Source organism: Acidovorax sp. SUPP1855 (genome assembly GCF_030158955.1).
GTDB lineage: Bacteria > Pseudomonadota > Gammaproteobacteria > Burkholderiales > Burkholderiaceae_C > Paracidovorax.
Genome location: NZ_BQXI01000049.1, coordinates 1 through 25764 on the forward strand (window position 1 = coordinate 1; position 25764 = coordinate 25764).

22 protein-coding genes are annotated in these 25764 nt (G+C 69.0%); 11 read left to right on the top strand and 11 right to left on the bottom strand.

The features are described 5' to 3' along the window. The 6 genes from AVMA1855_RS24795 to AVMA1855_RS24820 all read left to right on the top strand — a co-directional run. Nucleotides 1-196: hypothetical protein (locus AVMA1855_RS24795; RefSeq protein ID WP_284427735.1), on the top strand; the 196-nt coding region annotated here is incomplete at its 5' end. 100 nt (nt 197-296) lie between these two features. Further along, the gene (locus tag AVMA1855_RS24800) at nt 297-803 is read left to right on the top strand and encodes a hypothetical protein (RefSeq protein ID WP_284427736.1); all 507 of its coding nucleotides are present in this window, start codon (nt 297-299) and stop codon (nt 801-803) included. Nucleotides 804-808: 5 nt separating this feature from the next. Next, nucleotides 809-1882, top strand: coding sequence for a nitrogen regulation protein NR(II) (gene glnL / locus AVMA1855_RS24805; RefSeq protein ID WP_502869138.1), 1074 nt, complete (start codon nt 809-811; stop codon nt 1880-1882). Nucleotides 1883-1924: 42 nt separating this feature from the next. After that, a complete protein-coding gene (gene ntrC / locus AVMA1855_RS24810) occupies nt 1925-3544 on the top strand; it encodes a nitrogen regulation protein NR(I) (protein ID WP_284427737.1) in 1620 nt (539 codons plus the stop codon). A gap of 195 nt (nt 3545-3739) precedes the next feature. Beyond that, nucleotides 3740-4708 (top strand): ferritin-like domain-containing protein, encoded by a 969-nt coding sequence (locus tag AVMA1855_RS24815; protein ID WP_272568244.1) that lies wholly within the window; start codon nt 3740-3742, stop codon nt 4706-4708. 553 nt (nt 4709-5261) lie between these two features. Then, nucleotides 5262-6521: a hypothetical protein gene (locus tag AVMA1855_RS24820; protein WP_284427738.1), complete on the top strand. Its 1260-nt coding sequence runs from the start codon at nt 5262-5264 to the stop codon at nt 6519-6521. Between the two features lie 36 nt (nt 6522-6557). Here the strand turns inward: AVMA1855_RS24820 and xth are convergent, their stop codons facing one another. The 3 genes from xth to AVMA1855_RS24835 form a co-directional block, all read right to left on the bottom strand. Further along, nucleotides 6558-7334 carry an exodeoxyribonuclease III gene (gene xth / locus AVMA1855_RS24825; protein WP_284427739.1) on the bottom strand — a complete coding sequence of 259 codons (777 nt, stop codon included), beginning with the start codon at nt 7332-7334 and terminating at the stop codon, nt 6558-6560. A gap of 341 nt (nt 7335-7675) precedes the next feature. Then, entirely contained in the window at nt 7676-8044 is a 369-nt protein-coding gene (locus tag AVMA1855_RS24830) for a response regulator (protein ID WP_284427740.1), read from the bottom strand. A 130-nt stretch (nt 8045-8174) separates the two neighbouring features. Then, nucleotides 8175-9248 carry a mechanosensitive ion channel family protein gene (locus AVMA1855_RS24835; RefSeq protein WP_502870376.1) on the bottom strand — a complete coding sequence of 358 codons (1074 nt, stop codon included), beginning with the start codon at nt 9246-9248 and terminating at the stop codon, nt 8175-8177. 405 nt (nt 9249-9653) lie between these two features. Here AVMA1855_RS24835 and AVMA1855_RS24840 point away from each other — a divergent pair, with 405 nt between their 5' ends. Then, on the top strand, nt 9654-14570 hold the full coding sequence (locus AVMA1855_RS24840) for a PAS domain S-box protein (protein ID WP_284427741.1): 4917 nt from the start codon (nt 9654-9656) through the stop codon (nt 14568-14570). 12 nt (nt 14571-14582) lie between these two features. After that, nucleotides 14583-15713 carry a response regulator gene (locus AVMA1855_RS24845; RefSeq protein ID WP_284427742.1) on the top strand — a complete coding sequence of 377 codons (1131 nt, stop codon included), beginning with the start codon at nt 14583-14585 and terminating at the stop codon, nt 15711-15713. A gap of 91 nt (nt 15714-15804) precedes the next feature. Here the strand turns inward: AVMA1855_RS24845 and AVMA1855_RS24850 are convergent, their stop codons facing one another. Continuing rightward, nucleotides 15805-16737: an inositol monophosphatase family protein gene (locus tag AVMA1855_RS24850; RefSeq protein ID WP_284427743.1), complete on the bottom strand. Its 933-nt coding sequence runs from the start codon at nt 16735-16737 to the stop codon at nt 15805-15807. A 137-nt stretch (nt 16738-16874) separates the two neighbouring features. Between AVMA1855_RS24850 and AVMA1855_RS24855 the strand changes: the two genes are divergently transcribed. Both AVMA1855_RS24855 and cysE read left to right on the top strand, forming a co-directional pair. Further along, nucleotides 16875-17675 (top strand): RNA methyltransferase, encoded by an 801-nt coding sequence (locus tag AVMA1855_RS24855; protein ID WP_284427744.1) that lies wholly within the window; start codon nt 16875-16877, stop codon nt 17673-17675. A gap of 45 nt (nt 17676-17720) precedes the next feature. Beyond that, nucleotides 17721-18506 (top strand): serine O-acetyltransferase, encoded by a 786-nt coding sequence (gene cysE, locus AVMA1855_RS24860; protein ID WP_284427745.1) that lies wholly within the window; start codon nt 17721-17723, stop codon nt 18504-18506. 106 nt (nt 18507-18612) lie between these two features. Here the strand turns inward: cysE and mog are convergent, their stop codons facing one another. Beyond that, complete coding sequence (gene mog / locus AVMA1855_RS24865) at nt 18613-19227, bottom strand: molybdopterin adenylyltransferase (RefSeq protein WP_284427746.1); 615 nt, start codon at nt 19225-19227, stop codon at nt 18613-18615. Continuing rightward, nucleotides 19220-19885 carry a ribosome biogenesis factor YjgA gene (yjgA, locus tag AVMA1855_RS24870; protein ID WP_284427747.1) on the bottom strand — a complete coding sequence of 222 codons (666 nt, stop codon included), beginning with the start codon at nt 19883-19885 and terminating at the stop codon, nt 19220-19222. Before yjgA ends, mog begins: the two co-directional genes overlap by 8 nt. Before the next feature lie 86 nt (nt 19886-19971). Between yjgA and pmbA the strand changes: the two genes are divergently transcribed. Further along, nucleotides 19972-21381, top strand: a complete 1410-nt coding sequence (gene pmbA / locus AVMA1855_RS24875; protein WP_284427748.1) for a metalloprotease PmbA — start codon at nt 19972-19974, stop codon at nt 21379-21381. 85 nt (nt 21382-21466) lie between these two features. Here pmbA and AVMA1855_RS24880 read toward each other — a convergent pair whose 3' ends face one another. The 5 genes from AVMA1855_RS24880 to AVMA1855_RS24900 all read right to left on the bottom strand — a co-directional run. Then, nucleotides 21467-22153, bottom strand: a complete 687-nt coding sequence (locus AVMA1855_RS24880; protein WP_284427749.1) for an IPTL-CTERM sorting domain-containing protein — start codon at nt 22151-22153, stop codon at nt 21467-21469. Nucleotides 22154-22230: 77 nt separating this feature from the next. Next, nucleotides 22231-23046 (bottom strand): 4-hydroxy-2-oxoheptanedioate aldolase, encoded by an 816-nt coding sequence (gene hpaI, locus AVMA1855_RS24885; RefSeq protein WP_284427750.1) that lies wholly within the window; start codon nt 23044-23046, stop codon nt 22231-22233. 57 nt (nt 23047-23103) lie between these two features. After that, nucleotides 23104-24114: an NAD(P)-dependent oxidoreductase gene (locus tag AVMA1855_RS24890; RefSeq protein WP_284427751.1), complete on the bottom strand. Its 1011-nt coding sequence runs from the start codon at nt 24112-24114 to the stop codon at nt 23104-23106. 107 nt (nt 24115-24221) lie between these two features. Further along, nucleotides 24222-25262, bottom strand: coding sequence for a Bug family tripartite tricarboxylate transporter substrate binding protein (locus AVMA1855_RS24895; RefSeq protein WP_284427752.1), 1041 nt, complete (start codon nt 25260-25262; stop codon nt 24222-24224). A gap of 191 nt (nt 25263-25453) precedes the next feature. Continuing rightward, on the bottom strand, nt 25454-25764 hold a 311-nt coding region (locus tag AVMA1855_RS24900), incomplete at its 5' end, for an aldehyde dehydrogenase family protein (RefSeq protein WP_284427753.1).

The following is a 25764-nucleotide window of genomic DNA, read 5'->3' on the forward strand; positions in this document are numbered from 1 at the left end:
CCTGATCCACCACCGCCAGCTTAAAGGCCAGTGTGTAGTCCTTCTGCGTTCTCTTAACCCATTGATCCACTTGACTTTCCTTTCTGATGAACAGAAAGGTGTCAACCTCATTCAGGACGGGTCACACACCACCAAAAGGCGGCTTCGGCCGCCTTTTTTCATGGCGCTGCCAGCGCCGTGGTCCCTGGGCGAATAACCGCTCCCGACCGGGGGCGCCGATTGGCGAGGCCCAGCGATTGGGAGATACTCCCCTGGCATCTCCCGCATGCCGCCGGCATGCCTTGCGAGGAACCTGAATGAAAAAAACACTCATCGCACTGATGGCCATCGCCGCCGTGGCGCCCGTCGCGTGGTCGCAGGATCGCATCTACCGCTGCGGCAATGAATACACCAACAATGCCAGCCAGGCCAAGGAGCGTGGCTGCAAACTGGTCGAAGGCGGCAATGTGACGGTCGTGCAGGGCGCGCGGCCAGGCGGGGCGCCAGCGGCCTCGGGTGGCAGCGCGCCGAGCGCCAGCACCTCGCCCGCCAACGCCCCCCGGGTGGACACCAACGACCAGCGCGCGAGGGACTCCGATGCGCGCGCCATCCTGGAAGCCGAACTCCGCAAGGCCGAGGCACGTCAGGCCGAGATCGCCAAGGAATACAACAACGGCGAGCCCCAGCGCACCGCCCTCGAACTGCGCAACCCCCAGCTGTGGATGGAGCGCACCGCCGAGCTGAAGGCCAGCCTCGCCCGCGCGGACAGCGATGTGGCCGGCATCAAGCGCGAACTCGCCCGCCTGCCCGCGGCCAATCGCTGAGCGTGGTGGCTTCTTCCAAACCCGATACCGCGCGCTACCAGGCGCTGGACCTCGTGTCCACGCTGGTGGCCGTGCTGCAACCCGACGGGGCCGTGCTGTTCGCCAATGCGTCCCTGGAGAACATGCTGGGACTGTCGCGGCGCACGCTCGAAGGCTCCGACTTCAGCGGCTATTTTTCCGACCCGGCGCTGCTGCAGACGGCCCTGGCCGGAGCGCGTGGGCAGGACTTCGCCGCGCTGCGCTTCGAGGCCGCGCTCCGTCGCGCCCAGCAGCAGGATGCGATGCCCGTGCACGTGCACCTGGCGGTCGCAGAGCACACGGGCGAAATCCTGGTCGAGCTGTGGCCTCTGGAGGCGCAGGCCCGGCAGGACCGCGAAGAGCGCCTGCGCGAACAGGCGCTGGCCAACAAGGAATTGATCCGCAACCTGGCGCACGAGATCAAGAACCCCTTGGGCGGCATTCGCGGCGCGGCGCAGTTGCTGGAGATGGAGCTCGACAATCCCGAGCTCACCGAATACACGCAGGTCATCATCCACGAGGCGGACCGGCTGCAGAGCCTGGTGGATCGCCTGCTGGCACCCCACCGCCATCCGCACCTGGTGGGCGACGTGAACATCCACGAGGTGTGCGAGCGTGTGCGGTCGCTGGTGCTGGTGGAGTACCCGCAGGGGCTGCGCGTGCAGCGCGACTACGACACCTCGATTCCCGAGTTCCGCGGCGATCGCGCGCAACTCATCCAGGCGCTGCTGAACATCGTGCAGAACGCCGCACAGGTGCTGACCGAACGCATCGCCGTGGGCGACGCGCTCATCACGTTGAGCACGCGCGTGGCGCGCCAGGTCACCTTCGGCCGGCAGCGGTATCGGCTGGCACTGGAATTGCATGTCATCGACAACGGACCGGGCGTGCCCGAAGCCATCAAGGAGCGGATTTTCTATCCCTTGGTGACAGGGCGTGATGGGGGATCGGGGTTGGGGCTGACGCTGGCGCAAACCTTTGTGCAGCGGCACCACGGATTGATCGAATGCGACAGCGTGCCGGGTCGCACCGATTTCCGAATCCTCATTCCCTTGCCTTGAGGTCCCGATAAGCAATCCATGGGAACAAGGTAGAACCAACACATGAAGCCGATCTGGATAGTAGATGACGACCCCTCGATCCGCTTCGTCCTAGAGAAGGCGCTGGCACGCGAGAGCTTGCCGACGCGCAGCTTCACCCACCCGCGCGAGGTGCTGGACGCGCTGGCCGAAATCACCCCCGGCGATCCCGAGCGGCAAGGTCCGCAGGTGCTGGTGAGCGACATCCGCATGCCGGGTGGCTCGGGCCTGCAACTGCTGGAGAAAGTGCGCGAACAGCAGCCGGGCCTGCCCGTCATCATCATGACGGCGTATTCGGATCTGGACAGCGCGGTCTCGGCCTTCCAGCGCGGCGCCTTCGAATACCTTCCCAAGCCCTTCGACCTGCCCAAGGCGGTGGAACTGATCCGCCGCGCCGTCGAAGAAAGCCAGCGCGAAGAAGTCACCGAAGAGCGCCAGACCGCCACGCCTGAAATGCTGGGCCAGGCCCCGGCCATGCAGGACGTGTTCCGGGCCATCGGGCGACTGAGCCAGAGCCAGGTCACGGTGCTCATCACCGGTGAATCGGGTTCGGGCAAGGAACTGGTGGCGCGCGCGCTGCACAAGCATTCGCCCGTGGCCGGCGGCCCCTTCGTGGCCATCAACACCGCGGCCATCCCGAAAGACCTGCTGGAGAGCGAACTGTTCGGCCACGAGCGCGGCGCCTTCACCGGCGCGCAGACGCAGCGGCGCGGGCGCTTCGAGCAGGCGGAAGGCGGCACGCTGTTCCTCGATGAAATCGGCGATATGCCGTTCGACCTGCAAACGCGGCTGTTGCGCGTGCTTTCCGATGGCCAGTTCTACCGCGTGGGCGGCCATGCCGGCGTCAAGGCCCATGTGCGGGTGATCGCGGCGACCCACCAGGACCTGGAACGCCGGGTGAAGGACGGCGTGTTCCGCGAAGACCTTTTCCACCGCCTCAACGTCATCCGGTTGCGTCTGCCCGCGCTGCGCGAGCGCCATGAAGACGTGCCCATGCTGACGCGGCACTTCCTGCAGCAAAGCGCGCGGCAGCTGGGCGTGGAGCCCAAGCGCATCTCCGACGCCGCGCTCGTCCGGCTGGGCCACTTCGGCTTTCCAGGCAACGTGCGGCAACTGGAGAACATCTGCCACTGGCTGACCGTGATGGCACCAGCGCAGGTGATCTCGCTGCAGGACCTGCCACCCGAAGTCCTGGAGGCGCCGGTGGCGGCAACGCCGCTGGAAGCTGCAGCGGCCTTTCCAGAGCCGCGCAGCGAGGCGCCGGTTTCCACTCTGGCGTCCCCGGCTTCACAAGGCACCGCACCGGCCATTTCTGCGGCGGCGGCGTTGCCCCGGGAAGACCGGGTGTTTGCCGCACCGGCCCTTGGCGCGGCCATCCCGCCGGCCGGGGCGTCGCAGGTGATCCTCGCCGACCCGCCGGGTTGGGAGCAGGCGCTGGAAGCCGAGGCGCACAAGCTGCTGTCCGGGGGGCAGACCGAGGTCTGGGATGCGCTGTCGCGGCGCTTCGAGTCGCGCCTCATCCGCACGGCGCTGGCCGCTACGCACGGACGGCGCATGGAGGCGGCGCAGCGCCTCGGAATCGGCCGCAACACCATCACGCGCAAGATCCAGGAGCTGGGCCTGGATGCGCCCGAAGATGCATGACAAAAAGGCCTCTACGGCAGTGAAAACGCCGGCATGTAGCTATTGATTTTGTAGCAATAGAGCAAGATCCGGCCAGTGTTTTCACGCCGGCCTGTGCAGGCACGAGTCCTACAGGCGTGCGGTGCACAGGCCGACCTCCGGCGCAATGGATGCCTTGAAGAATGAAGGCACTGTTCAACCAACCGGAGTTACTTCATGTCCGATTTCAACGATGCAAACCGCGACCCTCTGACCAACGAGCCTGGCGCACACCCCGTGGGCACCGGCGTCGGCGCTGCTGGTGGCGCGATGGCGGGGGCGGCGGCCGGTGCCTTCGGCGGCCCGATCGGCGCCGCGGTCGGCGGTGTGGCGGGTGCGGTGGTCGGCGGCCTGGCCGGCAAGGCGGCTGCCGAGTCGGTCAACCCCACCGTGGAAGACGCCTACTGGCGTGAAAGCTACGACCGCGAGCCCTACTACGTGAAGGGCCGTGCCTATGACGAATACCGTCCCGCCTACGAACTGGGCTGGAGCTCGGTCGGCCGCTATGACGGTGATTTCGAAGCCGTCGAACCCAACCTGGCCCGTGACTGGGGCACGGCACGCTCGACCAGTCGCCTGGAATGGGAAGAAGCCCGCCCCGCTGCCCGCGCCGCCTGGGAGCGCGCAGGCCGCGGCACCACTTTGGCCTCCGACTCCACGTACGGCAACACCTACGACAACACCACTGCCCTGGTGGACAACGACGACGTGGTCGATGTGCTGGACGACCTGCTGGAATCCTGCCGCGATGGCGAATACGGCTTCAAGGCTTCGGCCGAGCACGCCGACTCGCCGGAACTGAAGGGCATCTTCCTGCGCCATGCCAGCGAATGCGCGGCTGCGGCCACGGAACTGGAGCGCGAAATCCGCAACCACGGTGGCGAGCCATCCAGCGGTGGTTCGATGTCCGGTGCGCTGCATCGCGGCTGGGTGTCCGTCAAGGCGGCGATGTCCACGCGTGACGACAAGGCCGTGCTGGAAGAGTGCGAGCGCGGTGAAGACGCGGCCGTGGCTCGTTACCGCAAGGCGCTGAAGGCGTCTCTGCCGGCCAACGTGCGTGCCATGGTGGAACGCCAGGCCGAAGGTGCCCAGCGCAATCACGACGAAGTGCGTGCCTTGCGCAATCGCTTCCAGGCTGCGGCATAACGCTTCCTTAGCCGGTTCCGCGAAAGCTGAATGCCGCGCTGTCACCGCCACTGCGGTGGCCGTGGCGGTGGTTATTTCGCTGCAACCCTGTGCCCCAAAAGCCCCGGACCCCGGGGCTTTTTTGCGTTTGCCAGCAATCCTGCAAATCTTGTTCGCATCGTGCTGCGGCGCTTCGCTTGGGGGCCTGCAACGGTCCGTGGACGAACCCTAGAGTGAGCGGTTCACCGGTGGTGTGCTCACCCGGTGGACCATTCCGTTCACAACAAAAGGGGGAGATTTCATGAACGCAATCCACAGCAGCCCGGTATCTGCCCGGCGGCCGGGTCCCGAACGGGGGCAGAGCTTTCCTGGTGCCGATCGGCGCGAGACCAACGCCAACACGGACGCGCTCCCGCAACGCTCCCGTGCGCAAACCACGGCGTCTTCGGGCGGGCTCCAGCCGCTTTTTCCACGCTCTGGCAGGCCGCACGGCGACGCCGTCGCGCCTTCGCCCCGGGCCGCATTGCCGCGGCCACCCGGGTCGGTACGGCCGGCCGGGGGCGAGCATGCCGCCATGCCTGGATCCATCTCCTCCTTGGAGGCCGCTTCGTTCGTCGAGATCGACCTGTCCGACAGCGTGTCTGACCGGACCTCGGTCTATTTCTCCGCCCGAACGTCTCTCCCTCGGGAGGAGGCGTTGCATGACGCCGCTGAGGACACGATTGCCTCACTCCTGGGCCCGGGCGCCGCGCAGGCGCCGGACGTGGTCGCGCGGCTGGAGCGCAACACCGAAGTGCTTTTCACGAAAGGCATCGACACCCCGAAGAAGCTCCACGATTTCCTGAGCCAGGCGTGGCGGCACGATGCGACGCTGAGTTTTATCGGAATGGGCTTTGCCGACGGCGCGGGCTACATGGCCGCCATGACGACGGCCAACGAGAAGCTGGTGGCGATGCTGCCGCTGGCGCTGCTCAAGAACCCCTCCCTGCTGGGGCTGGCGGTGGGCGTCGGCGTGGGCGCGGTGGATGTGTTCACCAGCGTGGTGGGCGGGGCCATCATCAAGCCCGGTATCTACAACGACTACGGCGGGAATGCCCGGCTGCCGGCGTCACTGCGGCCGGATCCGCATGCAGAGATTGTCAAGAACGCGGGCGTTTCGGCGGGGCTCAACGTGGCCAAGAACCTGCCCAGGACGGTGGAGCCCTACATCCAGGCGGCCATCGAGGGCCGGGGCGACCACAGCGTGAACCGTGCCTGGGCGGACCGCATCGACGCGACTTTCATCGATGGGTTCGGCGGCATGCTGGCCGCCGGGGCGAAAAACGTGATGAAGCTGTCGCAGACGGTGCCATATGACGCCCGCATGCTGCTGCGCGACGACCTGCCCGAAGTCATCGACAAGACCCAGGCCTCCTGGGGCGACAGGATCAAGGCCATGGGCCCGTCGGCGCTGCAGGGCGCCAAATCCCTGGTGACCTCGCCCGTGCCGGTCGCGGTGGTGGCCACGGTGGGCCTGTTTGCGTCCGAGCTCTTTGCCGCCAACGCCAGCATCGACCTCGCAGGATCGCCGGCATCGCTGCCCCCCGACCGGGCCGATGCCGGCATGCTGGCGGGCAAGCGGGCCTCGTCGGTCATGCTGTTCGGACTCATGTCGGGGTTGATCGAAATCGGGGTCCCGTATGTGGCCCAGGGCGGTGCCTACGCCGCCCGGAAAATCCAGGACGGCTGGCAGCAGGCGCCCAACGTGATGGCCTGGGCGCAGGAGCGCCTGGGGCCCACCGCCCGCAGGCCGCTGGATGTGGAAATGGGGCTGGCGGGCACGGCCCGTCGCTGACCGCCGCCGGCCCGCGAGGGGCCGCGGTTTCGTTGGTCAGTCCAGCGTGGCGACGACCGGCGCGTGGTCGCTGGGCTGCGGGTTCTTGCGCGGCGCGCGGTCGATCGTGCAAGCGGTCACGCGCGCCCGCAGCGCTTCGCTCACCAGGATGTGGTCGATGCGCAGGCCGCGGTTCTTCTGGAAGCCCAGCATGCGGTAGTCCCACCACGAGTAGCTCTTTTCGGGCTGGTCGAACAGTCGGTAGGCGTCGGTCAGGCCCAGTTGCAGCAGCTGCTGGAAATGGCCGCGTTCCTCCACGGTGTGGTGGATGGTGTCCTTGAGGCCCACCGGATCGAACGAGTCGCGGTCTTCGGGGGCCACGTTGAAATCGCCCAGCAGGGCCAGGCGCGGGTGCGCCTGCAGTTCCTCACGCAGCCAGCGGTGCAGCGCTTCGAGCCACAGCATCTTGTAGGCGAATTTTTCCGACCCTGGCGCCTGGCCGTTGACGAAATAACCATTCACCAGCCGCAGGGGGCCGTCCGGGGTGTCCAGCGTGGCGGCGATCACGCGGGCCTGCGCGTCTTCGTGGGCGGGGATGTTCCGCACCACGTCGCGCAGCGGGGTGCGGCTCAGGATGGCGACGCCGTTGTAGGTTTTCTGGCCGAAGGCCACCGCGTGGTAGCCGATCTCCTTCAACGCGTCGTGGGGAAACTTTTCGTCCACCAGTTTCAGTTCCTGCAGGCACAGCGCGTCCACGGGGTTGTCGGCGAGCCAGGCGATCACCTGGGGCAGGCGCACGGAGAGGGAGTTGATGTTCCAGGTGGCAAGTTTCATGTTCGACCCATCTTGGTGGCGCACGCGCCGTTCGTCTTCGGAGCATCCTCCGCCTGCTGCCATGTGGCTTCGCGTGGGGATGAATCCGCCGATTTTCCCCCGGGTGGGCAAGGCCCGTGCGAAATGGCTGGGCGAGGCGTCGCTGCGGTGTCGTGGAGGGCCGCTCGCCATGTCGCTTGTGGGTCGAGAAGGCCTGCAATGCCCGGGAAAAGAGGCCTGAGTGGCAGCGCGAGGAAACCGATGGCGGCAGGCCGCGCGGCGGAGAACGAAGGCGTCGTAAAGGCAGGGGAGGGGTTTCTGTGCGGCGCCTTGAAGCCGCAACCTTCGCCCAGCGAAAGCGTTCAGCGCAGCGGCGACAGAATGCCCGTGAGGCGCCGCCAATCGACGGGCTTGAGAAAGTGGTGGTCCACCACCGCCAGCAGTTCGGTGACGCGGTCGTTGGTGTCCGTCCAGCCGGTCAGGGCGATCAGGACGATATCGTCGTTGTGCTTGTCGCGCACGCGCCGCGCCAGTTCCAGGCCATCCATGCCTGGCATGTCGAAATCCAGCAGCACGCAGGCCGGTTGGTGCTTTTCGATGTAGTTCAGCGCGTCCGCGCCGCTGTTGGCAATCGCAGCGGTAAAACCATCCAGTTGGAGGGCCATGGCTGCCAGCTCCGCCGTCTCGGGATGATCGTCCACCACCAGTATTTCCGCCGCCCTTTGAGTCATTCCGCTCGTCTTTCTAGTAACTGCGTTTTATACCTGCAAGCGCTCCAACCGCCTATGTCAAAAGACATGGCATGGCCGCCAGCGCCGCGTGGCAAACGGAGTTCCTGCAATAGGGGTTTGTGGGTGGTCGTCACGGCGACGGGGCGAGCGGCGCGTCGGCACGCGCGGTCTCCTGCGGGCCACGCAACTGCGGCAGGCAGTCGGGGTATTCGCGCTGGATGAAGGTGACCAGCGCCTCGCGCACGCGGCAGCGCAGGTCGAACGCCAGGCCCGACGATCGGGCCGAGACCAGCACGCGGATCTGGATGGTGCGCTCGGTCACGTCGGTGAGCTGCAGCACGCTCACACGCCGGTCCCACTCCGGTGCCGTCTCCAGGATGCGGTCCAGTTCGGCACGCAGCGGGTCCAGCGGCAGGCGGTAGTCCGCGAAAAGGAACACGGTGCCCAGGATCTGCGAGCTGGTGCGGGTCCAGTTCTGGAAAGGGTTCTCGATGAACCACTGCAGCGGGATGATCAGCCGCCGCTCGTCCCAGATGGCCAGCACCACGTAGGTGCCCGTGATCTCTTCCACACGGCCCCATTCTCCCTGCACGATCAGCACGTCGTCGATGCGGATGGGCTGGGCCAGCGCGATCTGCAGGCCCGCGATGATGTTGCTGAACACGGGCCGTGCCGCGATACCGGCCACGATGCCGACCACGCCGGCCGAGGCCAGCAGGCTGGCGCCCACCTGCCGTGCGCCAGGAAAGGTCATGAGCATGAGCGACACGGCTGCCATCACCACGCCCGTCATGGCGGTGCGCGACAGCACCCGGGCCTGGGTGGCGACGCGGCGCGCCGTCAGGTTGTCTTCCACGTTCGCCGGGTAGCGGGCGATGAGCCCGTCCGCCACCCCGCCGATGGCGGCGATCAGCGCCCAGGCCGTCACCGCGATGAGCGCCAGCCCCGTGAGGTGCCGCACCGTGCCGAGGTGGGGTAGCGTATCGGCGGCGGCCACCCAGACCAGTTGCGTGGCGAACAGGGGCAGCAGCACGCGCATGGCGGGCACGCAGGCCTGCACGACGGTCTGCAGCACGGGCAGCCCGCGCGTGGCCCGCAGGGCGAGCAGCGCGGCGATGCGGTGGGCCATGGCACCGGCCATGGCGGCCAGGCTGGCGCCGAGCAAGGTGGCGAGCCAGGGGGAGAGGGACAGAAAATCCAGCATCGTCGAGGGGGCTCCTTGGGATGGGGTGGCAAGAAAAGAGACGGCGGCGGGATGGGCGGGCCGCTTCGGGCCTGCTGCTCGCCGGCCGGGCGAGATGGGACATGGGTAAGGCCGGTTAAACCCCCCGGGTTTTTATCGGGCGGTGCCCTGTTCGCAGGGGGCCGGGGCCGGGTACATCCCGATTGTCCAAAAACTGCTTGGAAGTAAAAGGTTCCAAGAACTGTTACGTTTTGACATACTGCAGGGCGCGTGCCCCTCGGGCATGTCCTGACCAGTGTGTGTGTCCTGCCGTGATGGAAGGTTCAAAGCGACTGTGATGGTGTCTCCAGGAATGCATAGCGTGCGCGCTGCCTGCGCGCCCGCCTTCGGCCCCCTGGGCCGGCCGGCGGCATGGGGTACCGGCCCATGGCGGTGAGCACCCGCTCCGGCGGCATCGGCGGCCTGCACGACCATGCCATGGGCGACTGGCGGTGGCGCCGCGGTGCCGCGCTGGTCGTTGCCATGGCGCTGCTCGGTGCGTGGCTGGTGGTCGAAACCGTGGCGCACGTGCGCGCGGCGGGTCGGGGGGAGGAGCGCAGCCGCCAGCTGGCGCACACGGCCGATTCGCTGCTCAACCAAAGCATGGGCAGCCCGATCCTCGGTGCCGTGACGTTGCTGGGGCTCAGCGAGCCCGCGCTGAAAGAGGTGGCGACCGGCGAACTGCCCCCCGATGCGCCCGAGGCGCTCGCCCGCCTGGCCGTGGTGCGCGGCCGGTTCCTCATGAGCGGCGTGTACGTGCTGTCGCGCGATGGCACCGTGGTGGCGCACGAGACGCCGGGCGCGCCGTCCACCGGCATCAACCTGGCCTACCGGCCGTATTTCCAGCAGGCCATCCGGGGCGGCGTGAACGTGTACCCGGCCCTGGGCAGCAACACGCAGGAGCGCGGCCTGTACTACGCCGCGCCGCTGTACGAGGGCGATTCTCCGGCCAGCGCCATCATCGGCGTGGTGATGGTCAAGGTGGCGTTCGACGCGTTCGATGCGCAGATGGCCCGCTCGGGCTACCCCATGCTGCTGATGTCGCCCAAGGGCGTGGCCTTTTCGGCCACCCGGCCCGAATGGCGCTACGCCATGGCGCCGCCGCTCACCCAGGCGCGCATCGATGCCGTGCGCGACCAGCGGCAGTTCGGCAAGGTCTTCGACAACGGCGTGGCGTCGGCGCTGCCGTTCCGGCTCGATGCGCGCGAGGTGGTGGTGAACGGGACGACCTACGCGCTCGACAAGCACCCGCTCGACTGGAAGGATCCCGACGGCACCTGGCAGCTCGTCGCGCTGGACGATGTGAGCGCGCTGCTGCCCCCGTCACGGCGCTGGCTGATCGGCGGCGGCACGTTCGCCCTGCTGCTGCTCATGGGCGGGATGATGCTGGAGATGCTGCGCCACCGCGCGCGCATGGCGTCCGCGATGGAGCGGTTCCAGGTGCTGGGCGCGGCGCTGCAGACCAGCCCGGTGGCGGTGGTCATCACCGACGCGCAGGGGCGCATCGAATGGGTCAACACCGAGTACGAGCGCAACAGCGGCCGCACGCTGCAGGAGGTGCGTGGCCAGAAGCCCTCGGTCATCTCCAGCGGCCAGACGCCGCCCGAGACCTACCAGCAGCTGTGGGCGCGGCTGCTGTCAGGCCAGTCCTGGCGCGGCGAATTCATCAACCGCCGGGCGGACGGCACCCTGTTCCATGAAGAGGCGACGCTCTCGCCCGTGTTCGACCAGCGGGGCCGGCGCATCGCCATCGTCGGGCTGCACGAGGACGTCACCGGCCGCATCACGGCCCACCACGAGCTGCAGCGGCGCGAGCGCCTGCTCAACGACCTGCTGGCCCAGCAGACCGCCATCTTCGACAATGCGCCGCCGATCCTGCTGGTGTGCGACGGCGTGTTCCGCCAGTTCAACCCGGCGTTCACCGAGTTGATGAAAGGCTCGGCCACCGAGTTGCTCGGTCACTCCGTATCGCGGATATTCGGCGGCGCGCAGGGCCATGGCGTGTTCCTGGAGCGCACCGGCGCCCGGCTGGCGGCGGGCGAGGCGGTCCGGGAGGTCTGCACGCTGCACCGCCTGGACGGCACGACGTTCGAGGCCCGCGTGTCCGGCCGCAGCCTCGAGATGGACGGCTTCAGCGATTCATGCCTGTGGGTGATCGAGGACGTGAGCGAGACGCGCGCGGCCGAGGAGGCCATGCGCGAGATCAATGACCGCCTGGCGCTGGCGCAGGAGGCCGGCAAGGTGGGCGTGTTCGATCTGGACCTGGCCTCGGACCGGCTGGTGTGGAGCGACAAGCTCGAATCCCTGTACGGCGTGCCGCCGCAGCCCGAAGGGCGCAGCCTGCAGGACTGGCTCGACCGTCTGCACCCCGAAGACCGGGCCCGCGCCCAGGCGCGCATCGACAGCGCGCTGGCTGGCAGCGACGGCCAGTTGCAGGACTCCTGGCGCGTGGTGCGGCACGATGGCGAGGTGCGCTGGTTCCTGTGCGCGGCGCGCATCATCCGCGACGACGAAGGCCGCGCGCGGCGACTGATCGGCGTGCAGGTGGACGTGAACGACCAGAAGTTGCTGGAGGCACAGGTGGCCGAGCAGCTGGTGTTCCAGCAGGCGCTCATCGACGCGATTCCCGTGCCGCTGTTCTACAAGGATGCGGAGGGGCGCTACGTGGGCTTCAACCGGGCCTACGAGCGCGCCTTCGGCGTGCGCCGCAACGACCTCATCGGCCGCACCGTGCTGGACCTGCATTACCTGTCCGAGGCCGAGCGCGCCGCCTTCGACTCCGATGCGCAGTTCGCGCTGAGCGGCGCGCAGTCGGTGCACAAGGAGGTGGACCTGCCGTATGCCGACGGCGAGATCCACCACACCTTGTTCTGGCTGCACGGGTTCCAGCGGCCGGACGGCACGCCGGGCGGCGTCATCGGCACCTTCGTGGACATCACCGACCGCCAGCGTGCCGAGCGCGAGCTGCGCCGCGCCAAGGAGATGGCGGAGGAGACCACGGCGCTCAAATCCAACTTCCTGGCCAACATGAGCCATGAGATCCGCACGCCGATGAACGCCATCATCGGCATGTCGCATCTGGCGCTCAAATCGGGCCTCACGCCGCGCCAGAGCGACTACGTCTCCAAGATCCAGCAGGCCGGCCAGCACCTGCTGGGCGTGATCAACGACATCCTGGATTTCTCCAAGATCGAGGCCGGCAAGCTCATCGTGGAAAAGCAGCCCTTCGTGCTCGACCGCATGCTCGAGGGCGTGGCCGACGTGGTGGGCTACAAGGCGGGCGTGAAGGGGCTGGAGCTGGTGCTCGATGCCGCCGCCGACGTGCCCGCGCACCTGGTGGGCGATGCGCTGCGGCTGGGGCAGATCCTCATCAACTTCGCCAACAACGCCATCAAGTTCACCGAGCGCGGCGAGATCCACATCCTGGTGCGCGTGCTCGAGCGCGCCGGCCAGCGCGTGCTGCTGCGCTTCGAGGTGCGCGACACCGGCATCGGCATGACCCCCGAGCAGATGGGGCGGCTGTTCCAGAGCTTCCAGCAGGCCGATGCGTCCACCACGCGGCGCTACGGCGGCACCGGCCTGGGCCTGGCCATCTGCAAGAACCTGGCCGAACTCATGGGCGGCGAGGTGGGCGCCGAAAGCGAGCCCGGCAAGGGCTCGGCCTTCTGGGTGACGCTGCCGCTCGATTGCGGTATGACCGTTCCCGCACTGCTGCCGCCGCCCGGGGTGCGCGGGCGCCGCGTGCTGGTGGTGGACGACAACCAGACGGCGGCCACCGTGCTGTCCGACATGCTGCAGGCCATGGGCTTCGAGACGACCGAGGTGGAGTCCGGCCTGCAGGCGCTGGCCGCGCTGCGCCAGGGCATCGACGAGCGGCACCCCTACGGCCTGCTGCTGATCGACTGGCACATGCCGGGCATGGACGGCATCGAGCTGGCCCGCCGCATCCGCGAGATCGGCCTGGACCGCGTGCCGCAGATGCTCATGGTCACCGCCTACGGGCGCGAAGAGGTCATGCTCGCCGCCCGCGCGCAGGGCATCGAGACCGTGCTGGTCAAGCCGGTGAGCGCCTCGGTGCTGTACGACACGCTCATGCAGCCGCTGGAGCACGGCTGGATGCCCACGCAGGCCCACCTGGCCCAGCCCGGCAGCGACCAGCCGCCGCTGGCCGTTCGCGGCGCCACCGTGCTGCTGGTGGAGGACAACGAACTGAACCAGCTCGTGGCCCTGGAGCTGCTGCGCGATGCCGGATTCGTGGTGGACGTGGCCGCGCACGGGCAGGCCGCGCTCGAATGCATCGAGCGCCAGGACTACGACGCCGTGCTCATGGACATGCAGATGCCCGTGATGGATGGCGAGACCGCCACACGCACGCTGCGCGCGGACCCGCGCCACTCCAACCTGCCGATCATCGCCATGACCGCCAACGCCATGGAGTCCGACCGCCAGCGCTGCTTTGCCGCCGGCATGAACGACCACGTTCCCAAGCCCATCGAACCGGCGGTGCTCTGGCGGGCGCTGGCCCGCTGGATCCGGCCGCGTCCGGGACTGGGCGTGCGCCTGGACGAGGCCGGCGGGGCGGCGGGACCCTCGGCGGCCGCCGGCCCGACGGGCTCCGGGGCCTCGGCCGCGACCGCCCCCGCGCTGGGCGGGCCTGCGCAACTGCCCCAGGGTGTGCCGGGGCTCGACACGGCGCTCGGGCTGCAGCGCGCGCTGGGCCGGCCCGCGCTGTATGCCGACATGCTGCGCCGCTTCGCCGAAGGCCAGCGGCACGTGGCGCGCGACCTGTCCGGCGCGGTGCGGGCGCAGGATTGGGAGCAGGCCGAGCGGCTGGCGCACACGCTGCGCTCGGTGGCGGCCAACATCGGCGCGCAGCCGCTGTCGCACGAGGCCGAGGCGCTGGAGCAGGCGCTGCGCACCGGCCAGCGCAGCGCCACGCTGCAGCGCCTGTGCGACGGCGTGGACCGGCGCGTGGCCGAGCTGCTGGAAGGCCTGGACGCTTGGGCGGCGGCGGCGCAACCCGCTGACCCCTTGCCGGCGGATGCGCTGCCGGGCCAGCCGGCGCCGATGGCGCTGCGCCCGGCCTTGCAGCGCCTGCAGGTGCTGCTGCAGGCCGACGACCCGGCCGCCGTGGACCATCTGCAGCAAAATAGGCCGGTGCTGGAAAGTGCGTTGGGCGCGGCGTTCGCCGCGCTGGAAGCGGATACCCGGAGTTTCGAGTTTGAGCGGGCCTTGGACACGCTGCATGCCGCGGCGCAATCGGACCTCGACGGGTCCGAGCCTTCACCAGGCGGGGCCGCATGACAGGACCACCCCATGGACATTCCCCATTTCTATGCCGACGAGTCCCTTTTTGTCGAAAAACCCATCGCCACCGTGCTGGTGGTGGACGACACGCCCGACAACCTCACCCTCATGGGCACGCTGCTGCGTGACCACTACCACGTCAAGGTCGCCAACCAGGGCGAGAAGGCCTTGCGGATCGCGCAGTCGTCCCCGCCGCCCGACCTGATCCTGCTGGACATCATGATGCCGGGCATCGACGGCTACGAGGTCTGTCGCCAACTGAAGGCGCATCCGCAGTCGCGCGACATCCCGGTGATCTTCCTCACCGCGCGCTCCACCTCGGACGACGAGCGCACGGGCCTAGCGGCCGGTGCGGTGGACTACATCACCAAGCCCATCAGCCCGCCCATCCTGCTGGCGCGCGTGCACACCCATTTGGCGCTGAAGGCCACCGCCGACTTCCTGCGCGACAAGAGCGCCTACCTGGAGCGCGAGGTGGCCATGCGCACGCTGGAAGTGCAGGCCATCCAGGACGTGACCATCATGGCCATGACCTCCCTGGCCGAAACGCGCGACAACGAGACGGGCAACCACATCCGCCGCACGCAGTTGTACGTGAAGGCGCTGGCCGAGCACCTGCGCCTGCACCCGCGCTTCGAGCAGACGCTGACCGAACGCATGATCGAGCTGCTGTACAAATCGGCGCCGCTGCACGACATCGGCAAGATCGGCATCCCCGACCGCATCCTGCTCAAGCCCGGAAAGCTCACGGTGGAAGAGTTCGAGGTCATGAAGACGCATACCACGCTGGGCCGCAACGCCATCGAGGACGCCGAGCGCCGCCTGGGCATGCGCGTGGCCTTTCTGAGCGTGTCCAAGGAGATCGCCTACAGCCACCAGGAAAAGTGGGACGGCAGCGGATATCCAGAGGGCCTGGCGGGCGATGCCATTCCCGTCTCGGCCCGGCTCATGGCCGTGGCCGACGTGTACGACGCGCTCATCAGCAAGCGCATCTACAAGCCCGCGTACTCGCACGAACAGGCCTGCGCCACCATCGTGCGGGGCCGCGGCACGCATTTCGACCCCGACATGGTGGATGCCTTCGTGGACCTGGCCGACGACTTCCGCCACATCGCGCTCAAGTACCCCGACCCGGAATAGGCCCACACGGGCCACGGGCCTGAAAAGAAAAAAGGGACTGCCGCTCGGCCCGTGGGCCCAAGCGGCAATCCCTTCGCGCGGGCGCTGCCGGTCAGCGGGCGCCGGTGGCGGCTTCGCCGTCCTCGGCCGGGGTGGCCGGCACCACGTCGTCCAGGCCGTCCGTGGGCAGCGAGAGGTTGGCCGCCGCCTGGCGCACGGCCGCCTTGTCGCCGGCGCTGGCGAACTGGCTGTACTTGGTGAGGATGGGCACCAGCTGGCCGTAGATGCGCGGTGCGCCGGCCAGGCATTCGCGCTGCTCCAGGAAGTCCGCCTCGCCCGTGAAATTGCCGACCAGGCCGCCGGCCTCGGTCACCAGCAGCGAGCCGGCCGCCACGTCCCAGATCGACAGGCCGGTCTCGAAGAACGCTTCGGTGTAACCCGCGGCCACGTAGGCCAGGTCCAGCGCGGCGGCGCCCGGGCGGCGCAGGCCGGCGGTGCGCTGCATCACGTCGGCCATGATGTTCAGGTAGTTCTTGAAGTTGTCGCCCGGGCGGAACGGAAAGCCGGTGGAGATCAGGCATTCCTTGAGCTGCGTGCGCTTGGAGACGCGGATGCGGCGCTCGTTCAGGTAGGCGCCGCGGCCCTTGGTGGCGGTGAAGAGGTCGTTGCGGGTCGGGTCGTAGATGACGGCCTGCTCGACCTTGCCGCGCACGGCCAGCGCGATGCTCACGCAATAGACCGGAAAGCCGTGGATGAAGTTGGTGGTGCCGTCCAGCGGGTCGATGATCCAGACGAACTCCGAATCCTTCGCGCCGTACTCGCTGCCCGATTCCTCGGCCAGGATGCCGTGGCCGGGGTAGGCCGTGAGCAGCGTCTCGATGATGGCCTTTTCGCTCGCGTGGTCCACCTCGGTCACGAAATCGTTGATCTGCTTTTGCGAGATCCGCACGGATTCCACGTCCAGGGCCGCGCGGTTGATGATGGCGCCGGCGGCGCGTGCGGCCTTGATGGCCACGTTGAGCATGGGGTGCAGATTGGTCGACATTGGATTGTGGCGTGGGCCGGGCGCGCGGCAAGGGCGGCCTGGCGGTTCAGGAACGGGGAATGGCGCCCCGGCGATGCGGACGGCGACAATGAGCGCGCGATTTTACCCGTACTGCCTTTTTTCACCGACCGCGCGCCATGAAGACCCGTTTCATCCTCCTCCACACCAGCCATGCCGGCAACGTCGGCGCCGCCGCCCGCGCCATGAAGACCATGGGCTTCGGCGACCTGGTGCTCGTCGCCCCGCGCTGGGCCAACGTGCTGCGCCGCGAGGAAACCATCCAGCGCGCCAGCGGCGCCTTGGACGTGCTGGAGAACGCGCGCATCGTCGCCACGCTGGACGAGGCCCTGGACGGCATGAGCCACCTGTGCGCCACCGCCATGACCCCGCGCGACTTCGGCCCGCCCACGCGCTCGCCGCGCGAGCATTTCGAGTTGCTATTGAAAAGTGAGCAAAATGCCCTAGAAGAACATGCGCTGGAGCCCGATTCGGCTCCCACTCCCACTGCGGAGGCCGGCGTGGCCTTCCTGTTCGGCAGCGAGCGCTTCGGGATGGCCAACGACGACGTGTACCGCTGCCACGTGGCGCTGTCGATTCCCACCAACCCCACCTTCGGCTCCCTCAACCTGGGTGCGGCCATCCAGGTCGTCGCCTACGAATGGCGCCTGGCGCTCGGCGGGTTCTCCACCGCCGCGCTGCCGCAGGAAGGCACGGCCGCACCCGCCACCGAGCGGGCCGATGCCGCGCAGGTGGCCGGCATGCTGGCGCACTGGGAGCGCGCGCTGGTGGACATCGGCTTTCTCGACCCCGCCGCGCCCAAGAAGCTCATGCCGCGCCTGAACCAGTTGTTCAACCGCGCGCAACTCACGCCCGAGGAAATCCACATCCTGCGCGGTGTCGCCAAGGCCATGACCGGCGCCGCGCAGGCAAAGCGCTAGACTCGGCGGCTCTTTTTCCGCTGCGCCCCCACGCCCCACCACCCCATGTTTGCCCGCCTGCGCTCCGACGTCCAGTGCATCCTCGACCGCGACCCCGCCGCGCGCAGCACCTGGGAGGTGGTCACGTGCTACCCCGGCCTGCACGCGATCTGGCTGCACCGTCCGGCGCACTGGTGCTGGCGCCACGGCCTGCCGTGGCTGGGGCGCTTCATCTCGCATTTCGCGCGCTGGATGACCGGCATCGAGATCCACCCGGGCGCCAAGATCGGCGAGCGCGTCTTCTTCGACCATGCCATGGGCGTGGTGGTCGGCGAGACCGCCGAGATCGGCGACGGCTGCACCATCTACCAGGGCGTGACGCTGGGCGGCACCTCGCTCTACAAGGGCGCCAAGCGCCATCCGACGCTGGGCAAGGACGTGGTGGTGAGCGCCGGCGCCAAGGTGCTGGGCGGCTTCGAGGTGGGCGACGGCGCCAAGATCGGCAGCAACGCGGTGGTCATCAAGCCCGTGCCGCCAGGCGCCACGGCCGTGGGCATCCCGGCCCGAATCATCCCCTCCAAGGCCGGCCAGAGCGCCGACGTGACCGAGCCGCAGGCCGCGCGCCCCTTCACTGCCTACGGCATCACGCAGGAAGACGATCCGCTCTCGCAGGCCATGCGCGGCCTGATCGACAACGCCTCGTCGCAGGAGCACCAGATCGCGCTGCTGTGGCAGGCCATCGAAAAGCTTTCGGCCAACCCGCAGGCACCGGCCAAGGACTGCGTGCCCTGCGACGCGGCGCGCGAGGAGCAGTTCCAGGCGGACAAGCTCAACGAGCTGGTGGGGAAGTAGCCGGCGCCTTGGCCGGTGGCCGGTGGCGGCCCCGGCTTCGATGTTCAAGCCAAAAAGGCCTGCAGCGCAATAAATACTAAGGCTTTATGCTATAAAAAATATAGCGTCAGCGCCGCACGGCCGATTTCCGCCGGAACGCCTTGCACACCGCGTCGTGCGTTTCCAGGTAAGGCCCGCCGATCAAATCGATGCAGTAGGGCACCGCGGCGAAGATGCCCGGCACCACCGGGCTGCCGTCTTCGCCCCGCAGGCCTTCCAGCGTTTCCGCAATCGCCTTGGGCTGGCCGGGCAGGTTGATGATGAGCGTGCTGCCGCGCACCACCGCCACCTGGCGCGAGAGAATGGCTGTGGGCACGAAGCGCAGGCCGATCTGGCGCATCTGTTCGCCGAAGCCCGGCATCTCCTTGTGGGCCACGGCCAGCGTGGCCTCGGGCGTCACGTCGCGCAGGGCGGGGCCCGTGCCGCCGGTGGTCAGCACGAGGCTGCAGCCGGCGGTGTCGGCCAGCTCGATCAGCGTGGCGCTGATGGTGGCCTGGTCGTCGGGGATCAGCCGGGGCTCGAAGGCGATGGGGTTGCGCAGCGCGCGGGCCAGCCAGTCCTGCAGTGCAGGCAGGCCCTTGTCCTCGTAGACGCCGGTGCTGGCCCGGTCGCTGATGGAGACGATGCCGATGCGCACCGGCTCGAAGCCGCCGGTCGCGGCAGGTGCCACGGCCTCAGGCATCGCGGCCGGTTTCTTCGTGGCGGGCGTGGGTGGCCGCGTCTTCCATCTGTTCGCGCACGAGCTGGAACAGCTCGCGGTAGGCGCGGCCCTTGCGTGGGGCCAGGCCCTCGGACACCTGCACGTTCGCGGTCTTGCCCTCGGGCTGCGCGTCCTTGCGCGCCTGGCGGATCAGCGCGCGGATCTGCTGCGTGTCGGTGCGCGGAAAGCGCTCCAGCCAGTCGGGCAGCGCGGCGTCGTCGGCGATCAGCCGGTCGCGCCAGCGCTCGGAGGCGTGCAGCGCGAGCTTTTCGGCGGCCGAGCCGTTGTGCTGCTCGTCCAGCGCGGCCTGGGCGGCGGCCACGGCGGTGGGATCGAGCTGGCGCATGATCTTGCCGACGTACTGCATCTGGCGGCGCTTGCCCTCGAAGTTGGTGATGCGCCTGGCCTCGGCCAGCGCGTCGCGCAGCTTCTCGGGCAACTGCAGGCGTTCCATCAGGTCGGCGCGCAGCGTGAGCAGGTCTTCGCCGAGTTTCTGCAGCGCATCGCTCTCGCGCTTCAGGTCGGTCCGGCTCGCTTCGTGCGTGCCTTTGAGCTCGGCTTTCAGTTCGATGTCCAGCTCGCTGCCTTCGGCAACGAACTGGCCTCGCACGTAGTAGCCTTTTTTGGGTTTGCGTGACATGGTGGGGGCAATGGGAGGGGCACGCGTGTGCCCATACAGGCTTCGGCACCTTGGCGCCGAAGGCGGCAAGTATCATAGCCGCCGATATGAATACACCCAGCCCACGCGCCGCCGGCGCCGCCCCGAAGACACCCTACAGCGGTTTCAGCTACACCCGCCCGTTTTTCGAAGACCTCGTGGACCGCGCCCTGGCGCACGCCAAGAAGCTGGGCGCCACCGACGCCGGCGCCGAGGCCTCCGAGGGCTGCGGCCTGTCGGTCAGCGTGCGCAAGGGCGAGCTGGAGAACGTCGAGCGCAACCGCGACAAGTCGCTGGGCGTGACGGTCTACATCGGCCACCGGCGCGGCAATGCCAGCACCTCGGATTTTTCCAACGCCGCCATCGAGCAGACGGTGCAGGCCGCCTACGACATCGCCCGCTTCACCGCAGAAGACCCGGTGGCCGGCCTGCCGGACGAGGCCGACATCGCTCCCGAGGACTCGCACCGCGAGCTGGAGCTGTTCCACCCCTGGGCCATCACCAGCGAGGAGGCCGCGCGCATCGCCATGGAATGCGAAGCCGCCGCGCTGCAGACCAGCCGCCGCATCACCAACAGCGAAGGCGCGGGCGTGTCGGCCCAGCAGAGCCACTTCTTCAGCGCCCACACGCGCGGCTTTCGCGGCGGCTATGCCAGCTCACGCCACAGCCTGTCGGTGGCGCCCATCGCCGCGCTGCCCGGCAAGAATGCCGACATGCAGCGCGATGCCTGGTACAGCTCCATGCGCGATGCGCGCGAGCTGGCCGCGCCGGCCCAGGTGGGCCGCTACGCCGCCGAGCGCGCCCTGAGCCGCCTGGGCAGCCGCAAGATCCCCACCACGCAGTGCCCCGTGCTGTTCGAGTCGCCCCTGGCGGCCGGCCTGCTGGGCGGCTTCGTGCAGGCCGTGAGCGGCGGCGCGCTGTACCGCAAGAGCACCTTCCTGCTCGACTCGCTGGGCAAGCAGGTGCTGCCCAAGCACATCGACATCCTGGAAGAGCCGTTCATTCTTCGCGGCAAGGGCAGCTCGCCCTTCGACGACGAAGGCGTGCGCGTGGCGCCCCGCAAGGTGGTGGATGCCGGCCGCGTGGAGGGCTACTTCCTCTCGAGCTACTCGGCGCGCAAGCTGGGCATGAAGACCACCGGCAACTCGGGCGGCTCGCACAACCTCACGCTCACCTCGCGCCGCACCCGCGCGGGCGACGACCTCGACGCCATGCTGAAAAAGCTGGGCACCGGCCTGTTCGTGATCGAGCTGATGGGGCAGGGCGTGAACTACGTGACGGGCGACTACTCGCGTGGCGCCAGCGGCTTCTGGGTGGAAAACGGCCAGATCGCCTACCCGGTGCATGAGATCACCATCGCCGGCAATCTGAAGGACATGCTGAAAGGCATCGAAGCCGTGGGCGCCGATGCCTACAACTACGGCGCCAAGACCGTGGGCTCGATCCTCGTGAACCGCATGAAGGTGGCGGGCAGCTGATGCAAAACGCAGCGGTGCCGAAAGCACCGGCCCCAACAAAAAACCCGCCAGCGGCGGGTTTTTTGTTGGGCTGAACGAAAGCCGATCAGCGCTGGCGGCGCAGGCGGGCGATGCCGAACATGCCAAGCAGCGAGGCCATCAGGATCAGGCCCCATTCGGACACCGTGGGAATGGGCGATGCCGTCACCGCGGCCGCGGCCATCGCGTAGCTCACGGGGGCGTTGTTGGCCGTGCTGCGCGAGGTGTCGGTCACGGTCGATGTCAGGCAGGTATCGGTCGCGCCGCTGCTGCCCGTGCCCGTGTTCTGGCAGCCGGAGTTGTGGGTGGAGGTGCTGTTGGCGCCGGAGACGATCACGGCCGCGAAGCGGTCCGCCGTGGTGTGCGGTGCGGTGCCCGTCATCCACAGCACGGCCTGCATCAGGTTCACGTTCGTGATGTTGCCGGAGGCGTCCGTGGAGATGCGCAGCGTGTTCAGACGGGCGTTGGGGTCGGTGGAGGCCACGGTGTCCAGGCCGCTGGAGAAGCTGTAGGAGGTGACGGTCGAGCCGATCTCCAGGTTGCTGGCGCTGGCGGGCAGGTTACCGGCCGTCGTGAACGTGCCGGTGACGTTGTTCGTGGTCAGGTAGTTGGCGCACAGGCTCGCGGGCGTCGTGGTGCAGTTCGTGTAGTTCTGCAGGCTGGCGTAGTTGCCGGTGCTGTTGATGTTGACCGTGGCTCCGAACGACGTGCCTGCCGCCAGGGCGAGCACGGTGCCCAATAGGATTTGCCTCATAACCGCCTCCAAGTCCCCCGTCTCCCCATCTCCCCGGCGGGCCGCAGCGCGCCCGCACCCTCCGCCGCGGGGACCCCTCAATACGCGGCACCCGCCTGCAGAGGCACCGCCGCTGCCGCCGCCGCCGCCGGCCCGCCGAACTGCGCGCGCAGCTTGCGTGCCGCGCCCACGAACATCAGCACGTCCACGCCCACCGCCACGAAGGTGCAGCCCAGGTCCAGGTAGCGCTGCGCCAGCACCGGATCGGAGGTAAGCGTGCCGGCGGCCTTGCCGCTGGCGATGATGGTCCGCATGGCGCCTTCGATGGCGGCCTGCACGTCGGGGTGGCCGGGGTTGCCGCGGTGGCCCATGGACGCGGCCAGGTCGGCCGGGCCGATGAAGACGCCGTGCACGCCGTCCACCGCGCAGATGGCGGGCAGGTTCTGCAGCGCCGTCACCGTTTCGGCCTGCACCAGCAGGCAGACCTCGTCGTCGGCCACCTGCAGGTAGTCCGCGCGGCTGTTCCATTGCGACACACGGGCCACGGCGCTGCCCACGCCGCGCGTGCCGTGCGGTGGGTACTGCGTGGCGGCGGCGATCGCCCGGGCCTGCTCGGCCGTGTCCACCATGGGCACGAGCAGGGTGCGCGCGCCGATGTCCAGCATCTGCTTGATCAGCGATTCGCTGCCTTCCACCACGCGCACCACCGGCTGGGCGGGCTGCGCGGCCACGGCCTGCAGCGTGGCAAGGGTGCTGCGCACGTCGTTGGGCGCGTGCTCGCCGTCGATCAGCAGCCAGTCGTAGCCGGTGGTGGCGGCTGCCTCGGCCAAGTACGGGTCGGCCATCGACAGCCACAGGCCGATCTGGGGCCGGCGGGCGGCGAGGGCGGATTTGAAGGGGTTGTGTGCGGGCATGGTGCGGGTTGGGCGTGAAGCGAAGGGGGAAGGAGAGCGAAGGGTAGCCGGCCGGGCTCAGACCCCGGCCAGCAGGTGGCCCGGCGGCAGCGGCCGGCCCTGCAGGTGGTCCACGATGTTGCGCGCCGTGGCGGTGGCCACGCGCAGCGCGGCATCGCGCGTCACGCCGGCGACGTGGGGCGTCAGCAGCACCTGGGGCAGGGCGTTGAGCGGGTGGCCCACGGGCAGGGGCTCGGTGTCGAAGGTGTCCAGCCCCGCGCCTGCGAGGTGGCCGCTGCGCAGCGCCGACAGCAGGGCCGCTTCCTCCACCACCGGGCCGCGCGCGGTGTTGACGAGAATGCTGCCGGGCCGCAGGCAGTCCAGCTCGCGCGCTCCGATCAGGCCGCGCGTGCGGTCGGTCAAGGGGCAGTGCAGGCTCAGGATGTCCACGCGCGACAGGAAGGCGTGCAGGTCCGGCTCGGCGGCAAAGCCGTCGGCCTGGCCTGCCGGGCGCAGCACCAGCACCTGTGCGCCCAGCGCGGCGGCCAGCCGCGCGGTGGCGCGGCCGATGCTGCCGTAGCCCACGATGCCCACCGTGCTGCCCCGGAAATCCCGGCCCTGCCACTGGCTGTCGGCCCAGCCGCCCGCGCGCACGCGCCGGTCCAGCTCGGGCAACTGGCGCGTGAGCGCGAGCATCAGCGCCAGCGCGTGTTCGGCCACCGCATCGGCATTGGCGCCCAGGGCCACGGCCACCGCCACGTGGCGCCGCTGTGCCGCTGCCCGGTCCACGCTGTCCACCCCGGCGCCGTTCTTGGCCACGATGCGCAGCGCGGGCGCGGCGGCCATCACGCGCTCGGTGATGGGCTTGGAGCCGCGCAGCACGATGGCCTGCGCGCCCGTGGCGGCCAGCCGTTCGGCCAGCGTGTCCTCGGTGATGGGCTCTGCCATGCAATGCACGCGGCCGCCGCTGCGGCGCACCAAGTCCTGCGCGGCCTCGGGCCAGTGCGCGGCGGTGACGAGGACATCGAACGGGGCGGGGGAAGGGGCCAGGGAGGATGGGGCCGGATCGGGCGTCGTGGAAACGTTCATGGCGCGTGCGTGCAATGGGGAAATGGGCAGGTGGGGAAATGGGGTCGGCGAGCTGGACAGGCGCGACGCAGGGGGGGCCGGGCCACGCCCGCCCCGTGCGTGCCGTGTCAGTCGATGCGGATGCCGTTGGCCTGGATCACCTTGCCGTAGCGGCCCAGCTCGTCCTGCGTGAAGCGGGCCAGGGCCTGAGGCGTGCCCGGCTGCGGGCGCACGCCCAGCGCGGCCATGCGTTCCAGCACCTCGGGCTGGCGCAGCACGGCGTTCAGCGCGGTGTTCAGGGTGGCCACCACGTCCTTGCTCGTCTTGGCGGGGGCGTACAGGGCATACCAGGCGTTGACCTCGAAGCCGGGGTAGCCCGCCTCGGCGAAGGTGGGCACGTCCGGCAGCTCGGGCAGGCGCGCGGGCGCGGCCACGGCGAGCGCCCGCACCTTGCCGCCCTTGATGAGCGGCGAGGCGCTGGTGAGCGTGTCCAGGATCATGTCCAGCCGCCCACCCATCAGGTCCATGGTGTGGGCGTTGCCGCCCTTGTAGGGAACGTGGTTGATCTGCACCTGCGCGGCCTGCTTGAAGAGTTCCGCCGCCAGGTGCAGCGGTGAGCCGTTGCCCGACGAGCCGTAGTTGAGCGCCCCCGGCTGCTTGCGCGCGGCCTCCACCAGCGCGCGCACGCTGGTGTACGGCGAATCCTGCGCCACCACCAGCACCATCGGCACCACGCCGATCAGCCCGATGGGCGCGAAGTCGGCCACCGCGTCGTAGCCGGGCTTGGCATAGAGGTGCGGGCTCACCGCGTGGCTGGCCAGCGAGCCCAGCACCAGCGTGTAGCCGTCCGGCGCGGCCTTGGCGGCCACCGTGGTGCCGATGGTCGTGCCGGCCCCGGGGCGGTTGTCGATCACCATGGGCTGCTTGAGCGCATCGCCCAGCTTCTGCCCCACGAGGCGCGCCACGGCATCGTTGGCGCCGCCGGCTGGGTAGGGCACCAGCAGCGTGACGGGTTTGGTCGGATAGGCATCGGCCGCGTGGACGGCGGCGAGCGGCGCGGCCAGCCCGCACAGGGCGAGCGCGGCCGATACGACGAGCGCTCGGCGGCCGGTGGTGGTGCGGGTGCGTGGGCCGGGGTGTGCATGGGCACGGGAAGCGATGGGAACCATGGTGTTGTCTCCTGGTGTGTGGTTTTTACTTGGGCGAACAAACCGGCACCGCGCCCATGTCGCGCCGTGCCGGTGGGGAAATCGATCAATGCATGGGGGGGATTCCGTGGTGGGGGCTTGCGTGGCGGTGACAGGCGGTTGGGTGGAGGGCGCTTCGTGCGGTCGGTGTGCTGGAGTGGACCGTGTGCCCCTCAGCCCAACCCGCCCTGGCACACGTACTTCGTGTGCAGGTAATCCTCCAGCCCATGCGTGGAGCCCTCGCGCCCGTGGCCTGACTCCTTCACGCCCCCGAACGGCGCCGCTTCCGCCGCCAGCGCCCCTTCGTTGATGCCCACGATCCCCGTCTCCAGGGCCTCCGCCACGCGCCAGATGCGGCGCACGTCCTGGCTGTAGAAGTACGCGGCCAGCCCGAACGGCGTGTCGTTGGCGGCGGCGATCACCTCTTCTTCGTTGTCGAAGCGCGTGAGCGGCGCCACCGGCCCGAACGTCTCCTCGCACGCGC